General features: G+C 34.8%; 9 protein-coding genes, 2 tRNA genes, 2 rRNA genes and 1 other RNA gene. 13 read left to right on the top strand and 1 reads right to left on the bottom strand.

Translation table 11 applies throughout. From position 1 onward, the window contains the following. Nucleotides 1–195 precede the first annotated feature (195 nt). Together GYM73_RS02845 and GYM73_RS02850 are read left to right on the top strand one after the other, a co-directional pair. Nucleotides 196–489 (top strand): twin-arginine translocase TatA/TatE family subunit, encoded by a 294-nt coding sequence (locus tag GYM73_RS02845; protein ID WP_255571010.1) that lies wholly within the window; start codon nt 196–198, stop codon nt 487–489. Then, nucleotides 489–1,043: a phosphatase PAP2 family protein gene (locus GYM73_RS02850; RefSeq protein WP_220234086.1), complete on the top strand. Its 555-nt coding sequence runs from the start codon at nt 489–491 to the stop codon at nt 1,041–1,043. The genes GYM73_RS02845 and GYM73_RS02850 overlap by 1 nt, the downstream gene beginning before the upstream one ends. A 38-nt stretch (nt 1,044–1,081) precedes the next feature. Here GYM73_RS02850 and GYM73_RS02855 read toward each other — a convergent pair whose 3' ends face one another. Continuing rightward, nucleotides 1,082–2,314 carry a nucleoside permease gene (locus GYM73_RS02855; protein ID WP_105296988.1) on the bottom strand — a complete coding sequence of 411 codons (1,233 nt, stop codon included), beginning with the start codon at nt 2,312–2,314 and terminating at the stop codon, nt 1,082–1,084. Nucleotides 2,315–5,091: 2,777 nt separating this feature from the next. Between GYM73_RS02855 and ffs the strand changes: the two genes are divergently transcribed. From ffs to GYM73_RS02910, 11 genes are all read left to right on the top strand, one after another. Further along, nucleotides 5,092–5,189, top strand: an RNA gene (gene ffs, locus GYM73_RS02860) — signal recognition particle sRNA small type. Between the two features lie 64 nt (nt 5,190–5,253). After that, nucleotides 5,254–6,906: a CTP synthase gene (locus GYM73_RS02865; protein ID WP_160543081.1), complete on the top strand. Its 1,653-nt coding sequence runs from the start codon at nt 5,254–5,256 to the stop codon at nt 6,904–6,906. Further along, entirely contained in the window at nt 6,884–8,737 is a 1,854-nt protein-coding gene (gene yidC / locus GYM73_RS02870; RefSeq protein WP_220234087.1) for a membrane protein insertase YidC, read from the top strand. Before GYM73_RS02865 ends, yidC begins: the two co-directional genes overlap by 23 nt. 99 nt (nt 8,738–8,836) lie before the next feature. Further along, complete coding sequence (gene fumC, locus GYM73_RS02875) at nt 8,837–10,231, top strand: class II fumarate hydratase (RefSeq protein ID WP_220234088.1); 1,395 nt, start codon at nt 8,837–8,839, stop codon at nt 10,229–10,231. Nucleotides 10,232–10,591: 360 nt separating this feature from the next. Beyond that, nucleotides 10,592–11,584, top strand: a complete 993-nt coding sequence (gene pfkA, locus GYM73_RS02880) for a 6-phosphofructokinase (protein WP_160557897.1) — start codon at nt 10,592–10,594, stop codon at nt 11,582–11,584. A gap of 49 nt (nt 11,585–11,633) precedes the next feature. Continuing rightward, entirely contained in the window at nt 11,634–12,644 is a 1,011-nt protein-coding gene (gene gap, locus GYM73_RS02885) for a type I glyceraldehyde-3-phosphate dehydrogenase (RefSeq protein WP_160568185.1), read from the top strand. A 381-nt stretch (nt 12,645–13,025) separates the two neighbouring features. Beyond that, nucleotides 13,026–13,181, top strand: a complete 156-nt coding sequence (gene rpmH, locus GYM73_RS02890; RefSeq protein WP_055425699.1) for a 50S ribosomal protein L34 — start codon at nt 13,026–13,028, stop codon at nt 13,179–13,181. Between the two features lie 690 nt (nt 13,182–13,871). After that, nucleotides 13,872–15,392, top strand: a 16S ribosomal RNA gene (locus GYM73_RS02895). 240 nt (nt 15,393–15,632) lie between these two features. Then, nucleotides 15,633–15,706: transfer RNA gene (locus tag GYM73_RS02900), tRNA-Ile, on the top strand. Between the two features lie 13 nt (nt 15,707–15,719). Continuing rightward, nucleotides 15,720–15,793, top strand: a tRNA-Ala gene (locus tag GYM73_RS02905). Between the two features lie 121 nt (nt 15,794–15,914). Then, nucleotides 15,915–18,737 (top strand): 23S ribosomal RNA (locus tag GYM73_RS02910). Together the 16S and 23S rRNA genes with 2 tRNA genes alongside form the textbook arrangement of a ribosomal RNA operon. The last annotated feature ends 44 nt before the right edge of the window (nt 18,738–18,781 follow it).

Genomic DNA, 18,781 nt, shown 5'->3' on the forward strand with positions numbered 1-18,781 from the left:
GTAAGTGAATTTTGAATTTTACAGGATTGTTAGGCTTAAAATGATATTTCACACATAAAAATTCTCATTTATTATTTAAAATAATTATTACAAGCACTTATTAGAATTTAATTAGTATGAATACGTTAAATTCATTTAAAATCGGACAATACATATGAGAAAGTTGTAAATTTGTAAAAAATAAATGTAGATATTGTGAGTTTTGGAGAAATTATAGTTATACTTTTAGTAGTGGTCTTATTGTTTGGCCCTGATAAGATTCCTGAAATTGCAAGAGGGTTAGGTCAGGGGGTACGAGCTATGAAAGATGCCACCGATAATATTAAAAGAGAAATCATGTCTCAAGTTGATGACAACGGATCAGTTAAAGAAATTGAAGATGAAATAAATGAGGCCAAAAAAAATATGGATCAAAAGGTAAGTGAGGCTACTGATCATTTAAATGATTTTATGGATGATACGTTCGATGGTCCTGTAAAAAGAAGTTAATGGATAAAATTATAAAATGGGATGAAGAATTATTTTTATATTTAAATAATTTAGGAAGCCCAAAATTTGATGCTTTTTGGTTATTTATAACTAATGAATACTATTGGATCCCTACATATTTTTTTATATTTTTAATTATTTTAGAAAAATATGGATGGAAAAAAGTTCTTTTAATAGGTTTAAGTATTGCTTTAATGATTTCTTTAACCGATTCTTTATCCTCATTGGTTAAAAATTGGATTCAGCGACCAAGACCTTGTAGAAATCCGGAATTAGAAGGGGTTTTTAGGCTAGTGATTGAAAAATGTAGGGGATCCTATTGCTATTTTTCCGCACATGCTGCCAATTCTTTTAGTTTAGCTACCTATCTAACTTTTATTTTTAAAAAAGAATATAAATATTCATCCATTTTATTATTCTCTTGGGCTATTTTGGTATCTTATAGCAGAATATATGTAGGAGTACATTTTCCTCTGGATGTTCTTTCAGGAGCATTTGTCGGCGTTTTAATAGGATGGTTATTTACTAAAACGCAAAAATTTATACTTAAATAAAAATATTTTTAATAGACCATTTTGAAAATATCTAATTCTTAAGAAGATTTTTTAGGGTTAAATACAAATGGAAAAATGATAAAAATTGTTAGAGAATAAGCTGCAAAAGTAAACCAAACATATGGCCAGTTGGTAATACCATTGACTGTAAAATGCTCAACCACCCATCCACTACCGTAGCTTCCTAAAATAGCACCCAGTCCGTTCGTCATAATCATAAATAGTCCTTGAGCGCTGGAACGCATACTCTTATCAGTTTCTTTATCTACAAACAAAGATCCTGAAATATTGAAAAAATCGAAAGCCATTCCATATACAATCATGGATAAAATTAAAAGATAAATTTTATTAGCCGGATTTCCTAATCCAAATAGTCCGAAACGTAGAAACCATGCAAACATACTTATCATAATCACCTTTTTGATTCCAAATTTTTGTAAAAAGAATGGTATTAATAAAATACATAAAGTTTCAGAAATTTGTGATATAGATAGTAATAAGTTAGGGTGTTTAACGCCAAAAGAATCGGGATATGTGGATTTAAAACTATCTAAAAAAGGACCTCCGAAAGCATTGGTTATTTGGAGTGAACAACCTAATAGCATGCAAAAAAAGAAAAATATAGCCATTTTCCTATTTTTCAATAAAACAAAAGCATCCAGGCCTAATGCATGTACTAATCCTTTGTTATTAACATTTTTTGTTGGTGGAGTAGCCGGCATCGTAAAGGAATATAAGGCCATAATAATTCCGGCTCCCGCACTAATGAAAAGTTGAACAGAACTTCTGGCAAAACCTAAGAAATCAACTGTCCACATAGCAGCAATAAAACCTATGGTTCCCCAAACCCGTATAGGAGGAAAATCGGTAACTGAATTTAAACCATTTTTTTCAAGAGCATTATAAGAAACAGAATTAGTCAATGATATGGTTGGCATATAAAAGCAAGTATGCAGGAATAACAAAAGATAAAATATATGGTATTCTTTAACTTGGGAAGCCATAAAAATAAATATGGCAGCTAGAATATGGCTTATACCTAATAATTTTTCAGCATTTATCCATCGGTCGGCAACTATACCCAATAAGCCGGGCATAAAAAGAGAAGTAAATCCCATAGTTGCAAATAAACTTCCAATTTGGATTCCGGTAAATCCTAAACCACCCTCAGTTATAGGTAATCCGGCATATCCTCCCAAAGATATTAACCAAGAACCCCAAATATAATATTGAAGAAAAACAAGAATAATTAGCCGTAACTTTATGCTCATCTTTTTTTAGTATTTTGATATGTAGCTAAGATAGTAATTATTTTTATGAATGAAATAATTATAAGTAGTATTTAAAATTTAATGTAAACTATTTAAAATAATTTTTTCAACAGCAGAAACGTTTTTTTTCAAAAATTTTCATCATTCATCATTTATAATTTTTTATTGATTTTAGTATAAGTGTGTAAATTTTATTAGTTTCTATTTGGTTGTGTCCTTAAAAACATTGCACCTGTTTGAGCAACATTGCGTATTCTTTAAAGTTGCGAGTTCCAACAGATAGACAAAATATTTTTGAAGATTCCGCATTCTGCTGTTAATGCATTCTTTGCATAATAATTCTCCTTTTTTGAAGCTTTGCTCTAACTGTAAAATATATAATATTTTGCAATATTTTTGGCCTCAATTACCCGCAGAGTAAAGATTTACAGCAGTTGAAAGAAGAAGATAAGCAAACCATTTTCCGGCTTTTGGAAAAAATGTTAAGCAATAAAAAGTTTAAAGACTTTTTTCAGAAAAACGCCGCTGCACGGTAAAACAAAAACTCCTCGCAAAGCGAGAAGTTTTTAGTTTAATGGTAAAATGCTGTTGTATATGATGTATAAAATTATATATCAATAGAGTTACTTCTATTACTAAAATAATAAATTTGATAAATCTTATATTTTTTATAATTAATATTAAGTTTAAAATAACGTAAAAAATTAAAATACATATCCCAATAATATTTTAAAAGATATAATTGAAAATACTTTTAAATATCTATTTTACAGAGTCTTAGAAAATTCGTAAATTCTTTTGTATTTTTCAGGGGGTGTTCAAATACTAATTACCTCAGCTAAAATAATAATAAACAAAATCACACTTAATCCTACTAAAAATATGATTTCCATTTAAAAAATTTATTCATATTATTTATATTTAACTAGTACAGGGATGGCAGTATTTTATAATTACTTAGTGAATTGAAAAATTCTAGTCATTACTCATAAGGTCTATACAGTCTGCACTACCCGGAGAACTTCCTCCGTGTATAAATATATTAGTTTTATTATATGAATTATATCCATTAATTTATAGTCCGGCAACTCCCCAAGCAATTGGTCATCTTGGCTAAATCCCTTACTTTATCTTATTTTTATTAACGAAATGGGATAAATAGAAACTAATGAAAGAGTAATTATATAAAGAGCTATCCTTTTATTAATTTCTATTTTTTCTTTCAATTCTTTGGCTTTTTTAATTTGATTTTCAGTTGGGTTCAATCCTTCCAATTGGGTTTCGTATTTTTCAGAAACACATAAATCAAGATATTTTAAGCCAGACCCTAATATGGTAATAAATAGTCCAACAATTAGTATCGTTTTTTTTTTTCATATCAATTTATTTTGTTATTTAGGACCTCGAATACAACTCCACGTGATTTAATTCTTATACTTTTAATCCTGTAATCCATCTTTCCTGAAATTCACATCGGACAATACCGCTCCAAAGCCTCCGATTACTTTTCGAAAAATCGTAGAATCTTAGTTTATTAATTATTTTAGTAAATATTAAATATGATTTTATATTATATTATTATAATATTATGTTTATGGAATAATTCATAGTAATTAAAATTGTAATAATTAATATTAAATTTATTATATAAAAATAGTTTTTTTTTAATAATATTCTCCATATATAAAATAATATAAATATAATACTCATTATATATAATAATTTTTTGGCATAAATTATTGGAGAAATAATACTATATCCTGTGTTTATTCTATATGGTTTATAATAAATATGTTTTGAAAAGAAAACTATAATGGGTATCATTAATAAATACAATCCAAATGATAGTAATATTTTAATTATTTTTTTATAATCCATAACCTGCTGTTAATTTATTATTATTTTTAATCCGTTGTTTAAACTATTCTTTTAACGATTTTAGTATCATTATAATCATTGAATTTAAAAGTAAGTGGTTTTAACTTTTTTTTCTTCAGCATTTTGCACTTTAATAATACGTAGACGCTCATTTTTATTGCTCAATAAATCATGTGTTAAATGATATTTGTGATAATCACCAGTGTAATAAGAAGACACAACTATTTGAGATACAATTTTTTTTATTTATGTATTCAAAATCCTTTTTTTATGATTTAATAAAGTATTTTCTTCATTTTACGAAAAATTAGTATAATAGTATGTATCTGTGAAAAGTGTTCTCCCTCCGTAGGAAACACGTTTAATATAAGGAGTACCAAAATCTAATAAATATTCATAATGAATTTTATTTCCTATAGAATCAATAAATGTTGAAATATAATGTTGGACATGCACTAATTCTTTGTATTTTCCAATTTTACCGTCAGGATAATTTACAATAAAAGAATAACCGTTTTCTTTATTTTTTTAGATTTTAATTTTAGAAAAGAATAAAGTTTCAAAGTAGTTGGGATTGATTCGAAACAATCGCTGCCCATCAATATAAAAAGGATCTTTACCAGTAAACTGAGGTCCTCGTGTAATATCATCTACTTCCTTGTTGGTTCCTCCTTGGCTAATCAAAGAAATAATCTTCTGAGTTAGTAAGAGGATATCTGGATTGAATATTTAGTTTAGGTAAGGAACTTTCGCAAAAAAGGCTCAATACCGAATTAACATATTTAAATCCGGACATCAAAATATCATTATCCTGATTTATAAGTTCGGGTTTAGGAAAAAATATTATTCAAAAAAGCCTTATAATTTTGTATTATTTATAAAAAGTTATACTTTTGCACCGGCAAGTCCTGCACAACCAGCTCCTGTGAATCCTCCAGGGTGGGAACGCAGCAAAGGTAAACGGTTGTAGCGGTGTGATGCAGGTAGCTTGCCTTTTTTTATTGGTACTGACTGAACTATTCTAAACTATATAAACTAAATTTTTTCTAAACTTTAAAATTATGTCTGACCAATCTTCTCCAAAGTATATATTTGTTACAGGTGGTGTTACTTCTTCACTTGGAAAGGGAATTGTCGCTGCATCTTTAGGAATGCTTTTAAAAGCCAGAGGGTACAAAGTAACCATTCAAAAACTCGATCCGTATATTAATATTGATCCGGGAACTCTAAATCCCTATGAGCATGGAGAATGCTATGTTACTGAAGATGGAGCTGAAACTGATTTAGATTTAGGGCACTATGAAAGATTCTTAAATAGTCCTACCAGCAAAGACAACAATGTTACTACCGGAAAAATTTACCAAACAGTTATTGATAAAGAAAGAAGAGGAGACTTTTTAGGAAAAACTGTACAGGTAATCCCTCATATTACTAATGAGATAAAAAGAAGAATTAAAATATTAGGTAAAAAAGGAGATTTTGACATCATTATCACCGAAATAGGAGGAACGGTAGGAGACATTGAATCCTTGCCTTATGTTGAAAGCGTACGCCAATTACGCTGGGAATTAGGATATCAAAATTCGATTGTAGTACACCTAACTTTAATTCCATATTTAGCAGCCAGTGGAGAGTTAAAAACTAAACCTTCTCAACATTCCGTACGTCAACTTATGGAATATGGAGTACAAACCAATTTTCTGGTATGTAGGACAGAATGCTCAATATCTAAAGAAGTACGCTCTAAATTAGCATTATTCTGTAACCTTAATATTGATAATGTAATTGAAAGTAAAGATCTTCCTACCATCTATGAAGTTCCTTTATATCTGCAAAATCAGAATTTTGATGCATTAGTGTTAAAAGAACTAGGTTTATCCACAGATAAAAAACCTGATTTAAAACAATGGAATGATTTCCTGGATAAATATAAAAATCCAAAGAGTAATGTTGAAATAGCCTTAGTAGGAAAATATGTATCTCTTCAAGATTCCTATAAATCTATTGTAGAAGCTTTAATACATGCAGGAGCTACTTTAGAAACTAAAGTAAATATTCGTTGGATATACAGCGGAGATCTTACTTATGAAAATATTTCCGATTATTTAAAAGGTGTGGATGGAGTTATAATAGCTCCCGGATTCGGAGATCGAGCAATTGAAGGAAAAATTATAGCCTGTCAATACGCTAGAGTTAATAAAATACCTGTATTAGGGATCTGTCTAGGTATGCAAATTGCGGTCATAGAATTTGCTAGAAATGTACTTGGATATAAAGATGCAGATAGTGTTGAATTTAACTTGCATACCTCAGCTCCGGTTATCTGTTTAATGGAAGAACAAAAAAATGTCACCAATAAAGGAGGCACTATGAGACTGGGAGCATGGGCATGTAAACTTAAAAAAGGCTCTATAGCAGAAAAAATCTACAATGCACAAAATATAGAAGAACGACACAGACATAGATACGAGCTTAACAATGAATATATAAGTGAGTTTGAAAACAATGGTTTAGAAGCCATTGGAACTAATCCTGATACAGGATTGGTGGAAGTTATACAAGTAAAAGATCATCCATTCTTTATAGGTGTACAATACCATCCGGAATATAAAAGTACGGTAGCTTCTCCCCACCCATTATTTTTAGCATTAGTTAAAGCATCTCAAAATTATCAGATAAACAAAGTAAAGAATGCAACAGGAAAGCAAATTTGATAAAAACCAGCTGATTGGTTTTATTCTTATAGGGATTATTTTAATTGGATTTTTGGTTTATTCCAATAATCAACAAAAACAGGCAATAGATGAAGCCCAAAAATCCGAACAGCAACAAATCAAATCTGAAAATATCTCTCAGAATACCAATGATAAGTCAGCACCCGTAAAGTTAGATTCACTTGCTCAGGCTAAGGTAGAATTATTACCTTTTTCAAATGATGAAATAGAAGTTAAAGTCAGCACACAAGGAGCTCAATTACGTGAAGTACGTTTAAAAAAATGGACGGCTTATGATAAGGATACAACCATTCACAAAAAACCTTTATATCTTGTAAATAATGAAAATACCGATTTCAATATTTCATTTAAAGATAAGGCAGGTAAAATAATTAATACCAGAGATTTGGTTTTTACACCATCAACGGAAGGAAATGTAACCGTTTTAACTGCGAATTTAGATAATACGAGTTTTATTCAATTCCGTTATGCACTGAAAGGAAAATATTCTTTAGATTTTCAAGTAGTATCGAAAGGATTATCAAAAATTACCTCTCAGCAAGATGCCGAATTATATTGGAATCAAAATGCGATTGCTCTTGAAAAAGGAAAATCACAAGAAACTACCTATACGGAGTTTAGATACAGTTTAAACGATTATTCACAAACTGATTACGATACAAACGGATTTACAGAAGATAAAGACAAAATAGATTGGATTAGTGTTAAACAACAATTCTTTGCAACTATTTTAGAAGCACAGAACGGATTTTACAAATCCAAAGGTACACAAGAAGCAGAAAGAGATAACCCTGATTATCTTAAGAATTTTACATTTACAAGTATAGTTCCTATCCAACAAGGAGAAATTAATCAAAAATATACTTGGAATTTTCTACCCTTAGATTATGATCTATTGAAATCTTACAAAGCAGATAATGGAGACAGTAAACAGTTTTCATACAACATTCCATTTGGATGGATGAAATGGCTTTGTATATTTTATTTATGGATTTATGAATTTTTATCAAAATTCGGTATTGCAGCAGGATGGATAATTTTCTTAATGACCATCGTGGTAAAATTAGTTACCTCTCCTATTATGTATAAACAATACATTCAAGGAGCAAAAATGCGAATTTTAAAACCGGAAATTGACGAATTAAACGAAAAACACAAAAATTCAGATCCGATTAAAAAGCAACAAGCTACGATGGAATTATATAGAAAAGTAGGGGTTAATCCACTAGCAGGATGCTTACCGGCATTAATACAAATACCTATTTTCTATTCATTATTTAGATTTTTCCCGAATAATATAGCTTTAAGAGGACAGTCCTTCCTTTGGGCAGATGATCTGACCGCTTATGATTCTATTTATGAATGGACAACACATATTCCGATTTTATCAAGTATTTACGGAAATCACATAAGTCTGTTTACGATATTATACTGTTTAGTATTATTAATTTACACTAAAATGTCAACCTCTACCATGCAAGCACCTACACAAGAAGGAATGCCGGATATGAGGTTTATGATGTATTTGATGCCGGTTATGTTTATATTTTGGTTAAATTCTTATGCGTCAGGTCTCTCTTGGTATTATTTAGTATCCAATGCTATAAATATACTTTTAATCTTATTGATTAAAAACTTTATGATCAATGAAGAAAAGTTGCATGCTAAGATGCAAGAGAATAAAACAAAGCCGGGTAAGAAAAAAAGTAAATGGCAGCAAAAAATGCAATCCATGTTGGAACAAGCCCAAGAGCAACAAAAACAGATTCAAGAACAAAAAATGAATCAAAATAAAAATAAGAAAAAGTAAATCAATCCTATAATAGAAGTAATAAAATCAGCCTTTTTGGCTGATTTTTTATTTTTGTATGATTTTTGAAAGATTCATATAAAATAAAAAAACATAACCATGAATTACCGTATAGAGAAAGATACTATGGGAGAAGTACAAGTTCCCGCTGACAAATATTGGGGTGCCCAAACTGAAAGATCAAGAAATAATTTTAAGATTGGACCGGAGGCATCAATGCCCAAAGAGATAATTGAATCATTTGCCTATCTAAAAAAAGCAGCCGCATATGCTAATACTGATTTAGGAGTATTACCTTCAGAAAAAAGAGATTTAATAGCCAAAGTATGTGATGAAATCAGTAAAGGAGAATTAAATGACCAATTCCCGCTTGTTATATGGCAAACCGGTTCAGGAACTCAATCCAATATGAATGTCAATGAAGTAATATCTAATCGAGCATTGGTACTAGGTGGAGGTAAACTAGGTGAAAAGAGTCCCATTCATCCTAATGACGATGTAAATAAATCCCAATCATCTAACGATACCTTCCCAACAGCAATGCATATTGCAGCCTATAAAAAGGTAGTAACACATACCTTACCGGCAGTTGAAAAATTAAGAGATACATTGTTAAAAAAATCAGAGAAATTTAAAGATGTAGTAAAAATAGGTAGGACCCATTTAATGGATGCCACCCCCTTAACTTTAGGACAAGAGTTTTCCGGATACGTAGCTCAATTGGATCATGCCATTAAAGCTATAAAAAATACCCTGACGCATTTATCAGAATTAGCTTTAGGAGGAACAGCTGTAGGGACAGGATTGAACACTCCTAAAGGTTATGATGTCAAAGTTGCAGAATATATATCTAAATTTACCGGATTGCCATTTGTTACTGCTCCTAACAAATTTGAAGCATTAGCAGCTCATGATGCAATAGTTGAGACACACGGAGCATTAAAACAATTAGCCGTTTCACTTTTTAAAATAGCTCAAGACATACGACTATTAGCATCCGGACCTAGAAGCGGAATAGGAGAATTATTTATACCTGAAAATGAACCCGGATCTTCCATTATGCCGGGCAAAGTAAACCCTACACAAAATGAAGCAATGACCATGGTATGTGCTCAAGTATTGGGTAATGATACAACTATCTCTTTTTCCGGTACACAAGGAAACTATGAACTCAATGTTTTTAAACCGGTTATGGCCTATAATTTTTTACAATCAGCCCAACTATTGGGAGATGCTTGTAAATCATTCAACGATCATTGTGCCGTCGGAATTGAGCCTAATTACACAAGAATAAAAGAACTCGTTAATAATTCCCTAATGTTGGTGACAGCCTTAAATACACATATAGGGTATGAAAATGCTGCCAAAATTGCTAAAACAGCACATAAAAACGGAACAACACTAAAAGAAGAAGCAATTAAATTAGGTTTAGTAACTGCCGAACAATTTGATCAATGGGTTAGACCGAAAGACATGGTAGGAAGTTTAAAATAATTAATAAAAAATTTATGAAAATCAGCATAAATGATTTCTTATTTTACGACTACGAAGCTGTATAAATGTTGTATTATAAAGGAATATGGTATTATTTTTGATATATAAAATTGTAAATTATCAATACAATTTATTTTACTAATAACTTCGTAATATATCTAATTTAAAATGTGGATATAAAATAAATAAGTTACCTTATAATTAAAGGTGATAGCTACAAAATTAAGAAAAAATTAATTTTAATTCAATATAAAATAACATGATATATATTTTATTATACATGTCCTTTTCTTAATGCATAATCCACAAATGATTAGTATATTTGTATGATCTTAGAATGTAAAAATCTATATAAAAAACATGTCTAAAAACACAAATAAAATTAAGAAAATAGGTGTCTTAACCTCAGGAGGAGATTCTCCCGGGATGAATGCTGCCATAAGATCAGTTGTAAGAGCAGCTAATTATTATGGAATAGAATGCTGTGGAATACGAATGGGATATGATGGGTTGATTAATGATATGGTTGTTGATTTAGGTCCTCGTTCAGTAAGAAATTTAATAAATAGAGGAGGAACTGAGCTCAAATCTGCACGTTCCGATGAATTTAGAACTATTGAAGGAAGAAATAAAGCAGCAGAAACAGTAAAAAAACATAATATAGATGCATTAGTAGTCATCGGAGGAGATGGATCTTTCACAGGTGGAACTGTTTTCCAAAAAGAACAAGGGGTACCCTTTATCGGAATTCCCGGAACTATCGATAACGATATATTCGGTACAGATTTTACCTTAGGCTATGATACCGCATTAAATACCGTAGTTGATGCAATCGATAAAATCCGAGATACAGCAACTTCGCATAATAGAGTTTTCTTTGTAGAAGTTATGGGAAGGGATGCCGGGTTTATAGCTTTAAACAGCGGTATAGCTACCGGAGCATTGGATATACTTATACCTGAACAAAAAGATAGTATTGAAGATTTATTTTCTTCTTTTGATAATGCAAAACAAAAAGGAAAAACATCCAGTATTGTAGTAGTAGCTGAAGGAGAAAAATTAGGAGGAGTATATGATTTGGCTAAATTTACTAAAATGAAATACCCTGAATTTGACGTTAAAGTTACCGTTTTAGGTCATATTCAAAGAGGAGGATCTCCTACAGTTGCCGACAGAGTATTGGCTTCAAGGTTAGGTGTTGCTGCAGTTGAAGGATTAATGGCGGGTAGATCTAATGTAATGGCAGGAATGCAATCAAGCAAGATCGTTTTTACTCCTATAGAAGAAGCAATTAAAAAACACAATGAAATAGATAAGGATCTAATAAAAGTAGCAGATATCTTATCTACATAGATAAAATAAAAAAATTAATTTAGAAACAAACTTAAAAAAGTAAAGTATTATGTCAAAAATTAAAATTGGTATCAATGGTTTTGGTCGTATAGGACGATTAGTATTTCGTGCGGCTCAACATAATGAAAATATTGAAGTTGTAGGAATTAATGACCTTATTGATGTTGAATATATGGCTTATATGCTAAAATATGATACTGTTCATGGTAAATTCGATGGAACGATTGAAATTAAAGATGGTAAATTAGTAGTAAATGGAAATGCAATTAGAGTAACTGCTGAAAAAAATCCTGCAGATCTTAGATGGGGTGATATCGGAGCAGAATATATAGTAGAATCAACAGGTTTATTCCTTACAAAAGATAAAGCACAAGGTCACATCGATGCCGGAGCAAAATATGTAGTAATGTCTGCTCCATCTAAAGATGATACCCCTATGTTTGTATGCGGAGTAAACGATAATACCTATGTAAAAGGTACTCAATTTATTTCTAACGCATCTTGTACAACAAACTGTATATCTCCGGTAGTTAAAGTATTACATGAAAAATTTGGTATTTTAGAAGGATTAATGACTACAGTACATGCTACTACTGCTACTCAAAAAACAGTTGACGGACCATCAGCAAAAGATTGGAGAGGAGGTAGAGCAGCAGCAGGAAATATAATTCCATCTTCAACTGGAGCTGCTAAAGCAGTTGGAAAAGTAATTCCTTCTTTGAACGGAAAATTAACAGGTATGGCATTCCGTGTACCAACCTTAGACGTTTCAGTAGTTGACTTAACAGTAAATTTAGCTAAAGAAACAACTTATGATGAAATCTGTAAAGCAATGAAAGAAGCATCAGAAGGTGAATTAAAAGGAATTTTAGGATATACCGATGAAGAAGTTGTTTCTTCTGACTTTATTACAGATCCACGTACATCAATCTTTGATGCAAAAGCAGGGATACAATTAAGCCCTAAATTTGTTAAAGTAGTAAGCTGGTATGATAATGAGTGGGGATATTCTAACAAAGTTGTTGAATTGATTCAAAGAATTGCTAAAATTAACGGGTAATATTCATATTACTACTTTATAATGAATTGAAAAAAGCTATCATTAATGATAGCTTTTTTATTGATAAGTATAAAATTGATTTCACGATAACAAAATATAAATTACCTTAATATAAAAGAACCAATCAAAATTTATTCTTTCTTGACAGAATATATAAAAATATCAACTAAGAAAAAGTTTATTATATAGTAATATATGTCATTTAAAGTTAAGAAATAACCTACAATAACCTTGTTTATGACTATAAACCTATAACTACCTTACGGTTACACCTAAAATTTTTTCACAAAAAAACAATTAAAAGTAGGAATATAAAAAATAAATGCTATCTTTGCAACCTCGAAAAAGATTAACGAATATAAAGATATAAGATAACAACCGATGAAACGTACATTTCAACCTTCAGAAAGAAAGAAAAGAAACAAGCATGGTTTTCGTGAAAGAATGGCATCAGCTAACGGAAGAAAAGTCTTAGCAAGACGTAGAGCAAAAGGAAGAAAGCAATTAACTGTTAGCGAATACAGAGCTAAAAGATAATCTGCTAGAACATATCTGAAAAATTAAAAAGACTGCTATGATAAATAAGCAGTCTTTTTGTTATATATAGTTAATATATCTTTTTAGGTTTAATTTTATATATTAGTTTATTTAGTAAAAGATTTAATAACTTGTTCGATATATATTATTATAAACTACAAAACAAAAAGCTATTCAGTAAAAGTATTAATAGTAAACGTACTATCTACCTATATATACAAAAAAAGTACTTGAATAAAAACATTAGAGGAAAGGAATTCAAAACTATCAATTAGAGAATACAACCTATAAAGATTATAAAATAGAAAAGAATAAGAACGAGCCCATAAGCCCCAATACGAATGATCAGTAGAGAAGCATTAAAAAATAGAAAAAAAAATTAAAATTTTTTTTTGAGGTTAAGTGGTTCGTATTCAGCATATTAGTGAAAAATTAGCAAAAAAGATTAAAAAAAGATTAAAAAAAAACTTGCGGGGAAAGAAAAAGTAGCTATCTTTGCACCCGCAAGTCAGGAACAACGAAAGAGAAAAACAGAAGATGAGGGGACCTGATTAGCGCAAAAGATCGTTGAAATAAAAAGTTTTTTAAACAAAGCTTACGAAAGATAAAAAGTAGCAAAACACAACCTGGAAGAAGAGAGATTCTTTTGAGTTAGGGAAAAACCTTGAGATTGATAATAACAAAGAAATTACAATGGAGAGTTTGATCCTGGCTCAGGATGAACGCTAGCGGGAGGCCTAACACATGCAAGCCGAGGGGTATTTTGGAGCTTGCTTCAAGAGAGACCGGCGTACGGGTGCGTAACGCGTATGCAACTTACCTGTATCACTGGGATAGCCCGGGGAAACCCGGATTAATACCGGATAACATATCAGCCAGCATTGGCAGATATTAAAAGATTAATCGGATACAGATAGGCATGCGTAGGATTAGTTAGTTGGTAAGGTAACGGCTTACCAAGACGATGATCCTTAGGGGGCCTGAGAGGGTGAACCCCCACACTGGAACTGAGACACGGACCAGACTCCTACGGGAGGCAGCAGTGAGGAATATTGGACAATGGGTGAGAGCCTGATCCAGCCATCCCGCGTGAAGGACGACAGCCCTATGGGTTTTAAACTTCTTTTGTATGGGAATAAACCACATTACGTGTAATGTTCTGAAGGTACCATACGAATAAGCATCGGCTAACTCCGTGCCAGCAGCCGCGGTAATACGGAGGATGCGAGCGTTATCCGGATTTATTGGGTTTAAAGGGTCCGTAGGCGGGTTGATAAGTCAGCGGTGAAAACCTGCAGCTTAACTGTAGAACTGCCGTTGATACTGTTAATCTTGAATAGTATTGAAGTAGCTGGAATGTGTAGTGTAGCGGTGAAATGCATAGATATTACACAGAACCCCGATTGCGAAGGCAGGTTACTAAATACCGATTGACGCTGATGGACGAAAGCGTGGGGAGCGAACAGGATTAGATACCCTGGTAGTCCACGCCGTAAACGATGGATACTCGTTGTTGGGGATTAACCCTCAGTGACTAAGCGAAAGTAATAAGTATCCCACCTGGGGAGTACGACCGCAAGGTTGAAACTCAAAGGAATTGACGGGGGCCCGCACAAGCGGTGGAGCATGTGGTTTAATTCGATGATACGCGAGGAACCTTACCAGGGCTTAAATGGGAATTGACGTACTTAGAAATAAGTATTTCTACGGACAATTTTCAAGGTGCTGCATGGTTGTCGTCAGCTCGTGCCGTGAGGTGTCAGGTTAAGTCCTATAACGAGCGCAACCCTTATCATTAGTTGCCAACGAGTAAAGTCGGGAACTCTAATGAGACTGCCGGTGCAAACCGCGAGGAAGGTGGGGATGACGTCAAATCATCACGGCCCTTACGCCCTGGGCCACACACGTGCTACAATGGCCGGTACAGAGGGCAGCTACTGGGCAACCAGATGCGAATCTCAAAAGCCGGTCTCAGTTCGGATTGGAGTCTGCAACTCGACTCTATGAAGCTGGAATCGCTAGTAATCGCAGATCAGCCATGCTGCGGTGAATACGTTCCCGGGCCTTGTACACACCGCCCGTCAAGCCATGGAAGCTGGGGGTACCTGAAGTCGGTGACCGTAAAAGGAGCTGCCTAGGGTAAAACTAGTGACTGGGGCTAAGTCGTAACAAGGTAGCCGTACCGGAAGGTGCGGCTGGAACATCTCTTTTTTAGAGCAAAAAGTCAAAACAAGGAATAAAAACCCCAAAAGAAGCTGACAACTTCCAGGTGTTTCCTACTTAAAGAAAGAAAAGAGGGAAGAAAAATGAAGAAAGGAAAGAAAAAAAAATACAAGTAAGTAAAAAGTTAAAAAACACAAGATATATAACACCCCTGAAAAGCCCCTGTAAGGAAAAGGTAAGACATAAGAAGAAGAGTAAAAGGAGCAACGAGGAAAATAAAAATCAATCAGTCTCATAGCTCAGCCGGTTAGAGCGCTACACTGATAATGTAGAGGTCGGCAGTTCGAGTCTGCCTGAGACTACAAAGGGAAACAAGGGGAATTAGCTCAGCTGGCTAGAGCGCCTGCCTTGCACGCAGGAGGTCAAGGGTTCGACTCCCTTATTCTCCACAAGGTTCTAAAAACGAAAGAAAGAAGTAGTAAAAAGAACCAGTGTTATATACGGATCATTGACATTATTGGGATTTTATATAAAAAAATAAACCGAGCGGCCAATATAATTGGCTAAGGAAAAGAAATCGTTAAGGGCGTATGGCGGATGCCTAGGCTTCAAGAGGCGAAGAAAGACGTGGTAAGCTGCGAAAAGCTGCGGGGATTGGCACACACGAAGTGATCCGCAGATGTCTGAATGGGGCAACCCACTATACAAGAGTATAGTATTCCCGCAAGGGAAGGCAAACCTTCCGAACTGAAACATCTAAGTAGGAAGAGGAAAAGAAATCAACCGAGATTCCGAGAGTAGTGGCGAGCGAAATCGGAAGAGCCCAAAAGTATGTAATTAGATAGCAGAATGTTTTGGAAAGAACAACCGAAGAAGGTGAAAGTCCTGTAAGTAAAATCTGATTATGTATGAAAAAGAGTAGGGCGGGACACGTGAAATCCTGTCTGAACATGGGGGGACCATCCTCCAAGGCTAAATACTCCTTGAAGACCGATAGCGAACAAGTACCGTGAGGGAAAGGTGAAAAGTATTTCGAAAAGAAAGATGAAAGAGACCCTGAAACCATACGCCTACAAGCGGTCGGAGCATCGTAAGATGTGACGGCGTGCCTTTTGCATAATGAGCCTACGAGTTAATTTCACTAGCGAGGTTAAGTAGTTCAGCTACGGAGCCGCAGCGAAAGCGAGTCTGAATAGGGCGTTTAGTTAGTGGGATTAGACGCGAAACCTTGTGATCTATCCATGGGCAGGTTGAAGCTTTGGTAACACAAAGTGGAGGACCGAACCGGTTGACGTTGAAAAGTCTTCGGATGACCTGTGGATAGGGGTGAAAGGCTAATCAAACTGGGAGATAGCTCGTACTCCCCGAAATGCATTTAGGTGCAGCGTTAAGAAAGAGTATACTAGAGGTAGAGCTACTGATTGGATGCGGGGGTTTCACCGCCTACCAAATCCTGACAAACTCCGAATGCTATTATATGTTTCTTAGCAGTGAGGGCATGGGTGCTAAGGTCCATGTCCGAGAGGGAAAGAACCCAGAGCAACAGCTAAGGTCCCGAAATGTATACTAAGTTGAACAAACGAGGTCAGACTGCCCAGACAGCTAGGATGTTGGCTTGGAAGCAGCCATTCATTTAAAGAGTGCGTAACAGCTCACTAGTCGAGCGGTTTGGCATGGATAATACTCGGGCATAAGTATACTACCGAAGCTATGCGAAATGAAAATTTCGGTAGGGGAGCATTCTATATGCGCAGAATCAGTAAGGTGACTTATTGTGGAGCGTATAGAAAAGAAAATGTAGGCATAAGTAACGATAATGAAGGTGAGAAACCTTCACGCCGTAAATCCAAGGTTTCCTCAGCTATGCTAATCAGCTGAGGGTAAGTCGGGACCTAAGGTGAATCCGAGAGGAGTAATCGATGGGAAATCGGTTAATATTCCGATACCGGCTGTAAATTCGATGGAGTGACAGAGTAATGACACTACCGCGTACTGACGGAATAGTACGTTAAAGCATGTAGGTAAATCAGCAATAGTAAAATGCGTTGCTGATGCCGAAAGTGAAAGTACCAGGAAGCTACGGTGGAATGGATAGTGTAGGTAAGAGCTCTCAAGAAAAACTTCTAAGGCAAGTTTACAGCGCCCGTACCAAAACCGACACAGGTGGATGAGGAGAGTATCCTAAGGCGCTCGAGTGAATCATGGTTAAGGAACTAGGCAAAATAGACCTGTAACTTCGGGAGAAAGGTCGCTCCCCGTAAAAAGGGAGCCGCAGTGAAAAGGCCCAGGCGACTGTTTATCAAAAACACAGGACTCTGCAAAATCGCAAGATGACGTATAGGGTCTGACACCTGCCCGGTGCTGGAAGGTTAAGGAAGGAGGTTAGCGTAAGCGAAGCCTTTGACTGAAGCCCCAGTAAACGGCGGCCGTAACTATAACGGTCCTAAGGTAGCGAAATTCCTTGTCGGGTAAGTTCCGACCTGCACGAATGGTGTAACGATCTGGGCACTGTCTCAACCATGAGCTCGGTGAAATTGTAGTATCGGTGAAGATGCCGATTACCCGCAATGGGACGAAAAGACCCTGTGAACCTTTACTATAGCTTCGTATTGACTTCGGGTAAATGATGTGTAGGATAGGTGGGAAACTGAGAATCGGCTTCGCCAGGAGTCGAGGAGTTGACGTTGAAATACCACCCTTTATTTATCTGGAGCCTAACTTCTGAACAGAAGGACATTGCGTGGTGGGTAGTTTGACTGGGGTGGTCGCCTCCAAAAGAGTAACGGAGGCTTTCAAAGGTACCCTCAGCACGCTTGGCAACCGTGCGCAGAGTGTAATGGCATAAGGGTGCTTGACTGCAAGACCGACAAGTCGAGCAGGTGCGAAAGCAGGACATAGTGATCCGGTGGTTCCGTATGGAAGGGCCATCGCTCATAGGATAAAAGGTACTCCGGGGATAACAGGCTAGTCTCCCCCAAGAGCTCACATCGACGGGGAGGTTCGGCACCTCGATGTCGGCTCGTCACATCCTGGGGCTGGAGAAGGTCCCAAGGGTTGGGCTGTTCGCCCATTAAAGTGGCACGCGAGCTGGGTTCAGAACGTCGTGAGACAGTTCGGTCTCTATCTATTGCGGGCGTAGAATTTTGCGTGGAGTTGACTCTAGTACGAGAGGACCGAGTTGAACAAACCTCTGGTGTATCAGTTGTGCCGCCAGGTTCACCGCTGAGTAGCTAAGTTTGGAAGAGATAAGCACTGAAAGCATATAAGTGCGAAACTCGCCACAAGATAAGAATTCGATATAGGGTCGTGGGAGAATACCACGTTGATAGGCTACAGGTGTAAAGGCAGTGATGTCATAGCCGAGTAGTACTAATTACCCGGAGATTTCGTCCAAAATAAAAAAGTAAAAGTTAATACAATTGGCCGTAAGAGTTTAA

This window comes from Apibacter sp. ESL0432, from assembly GCF_019469225.1.
GTDB lineage: Bacteria > Bacteroidota > Bacteroidia > Flavobacteriales > Weeksellaceae > Apibacter.

Bases quoted from the DNA above. Each gene is read 5' to 3' on its own strand.
- GYM73_RS02850 (WP_220234086.1), top strand. From the start codon at position 489: ATGGATAAAATTATAAAATGGGATGAAGAATTATTTTTATATTTAAAT.
- GYM73_RS02855 (WP_105296988.1), bottom strand. From the start codon at position 2,314: ATGAGCATAAAGTTACGGCTAATTATTCTTGTTTTTCTTCAATATTAT.
- GYM73_RS02865 (WP_160543081.1), top strand. From the start codon at position 5,254: ATGTCTGACCAATCTTCTCCAAAGTATATATTTGTTACAGGTGGTGTT.
- yidC (WP_220234087.1), top strand. From the start codon at position 6,884: ATGCAACAGGAAAGCAAATTTGATAAAAACCAGCTGATTGGTTTTATT.
- fumC (WP_220234088.1), top strand. From the start codon at position 8,837: ATGAATTACCGTATAGAGAAAGATACTATGGGAGAAGTACAAGTTCCC.
- pfkA (WP_160557897.1), top strand. From the start codon at position 10,592: ATGTCTAAAAACACAAATAAAATTAAGAAAATAGGTGTCTTAACCTCA.
- gap (WP_160568185.1), top strand. From the start codon at position 11,634: ATGTCAAAAATTAAAATTGGTATCAATGGTTTTGGTCGTATAGGACGA.
- rpmH (WP_055425699.1), top strand. From the start codon at position 13,026: ATGAAACGTACATTTCAACCTTCAGAAAGAAAGAAAAGAAACAAGCAT.